Here is a 703-nt window from a genome sequence, read left to right on the forward strand (position 1 = left end):
GCTCTACATCTCGCACCGCATGCACGAGATCGCCGAGCTGGCCGACGAATGCACCGTGTTCTGCGACGGCCGCAGCGTCGCGCACTTCGCGGCCGGCGCGAAGACCGACACCGAGATCGTCGAGCTGATGATCGGCCGCAGCTACAGCGGCGTGTTCCCGGACAAGCCGGTGCGCGAACCCGAGACCGCAGCCGATCCGGCACCGCCGCGCCTCGAGCTGCGCGGCCTGCACTGGACGCACCGCCTCGCCGATGTCTCCCTGCGCCTGCACGCCGGCGAGATCGTCGGCCTGGGCGGCCTCGACGGCCAGGGCCAGCGCGAACTGCTGCTCGCGCTGTTCGGCGTGCTGCGCGGCTGCCGCGGCGAATTGCTGATCGACGGCCGCCCGACCCCGTTCACCGGCCCGCATGCCGCGAAGCAGCCGCGCATCGGCATGGCGCTGATCCCCGAAGACCGCAAGACCGAAGGCCTGATGTTGCCGATGTCGGTGCGCGAGAACCTGTCGTTCGCGGCGCTCGGCGCGCTGTCGCACGGCGGCGTGATCGACCGCCAGGCCGAACGCGCCGCGGTGGAGCGGATGATGGCGCTGCTCGCGGTGCGCTGCGACGGCCTCGACGTGGCGGCCGGCGCGCTGTCCGGTGGCAACCAGCAGAAGCTCGTGATCGGCAAGTGGCTGATGAGGGCGCCGCGCATCATCCTGCTG

General features: G+C 71.7%; 1 protein-coding gene. It reads left to right on the forward strand.

From position 1 onward, the window contains the following. Positions 1–703, forward strand: a 703-nt coding sequence (locus AC1D15_RS35700) for an ATP-binding cassette domain-containing protein (RefSeq protein ID WP_477829813.1), incomplete at both ends; no start/stop codon positions are given.

This window comes from Rhizobacter sp. P2_H2, from assembly GCF_056403375.1.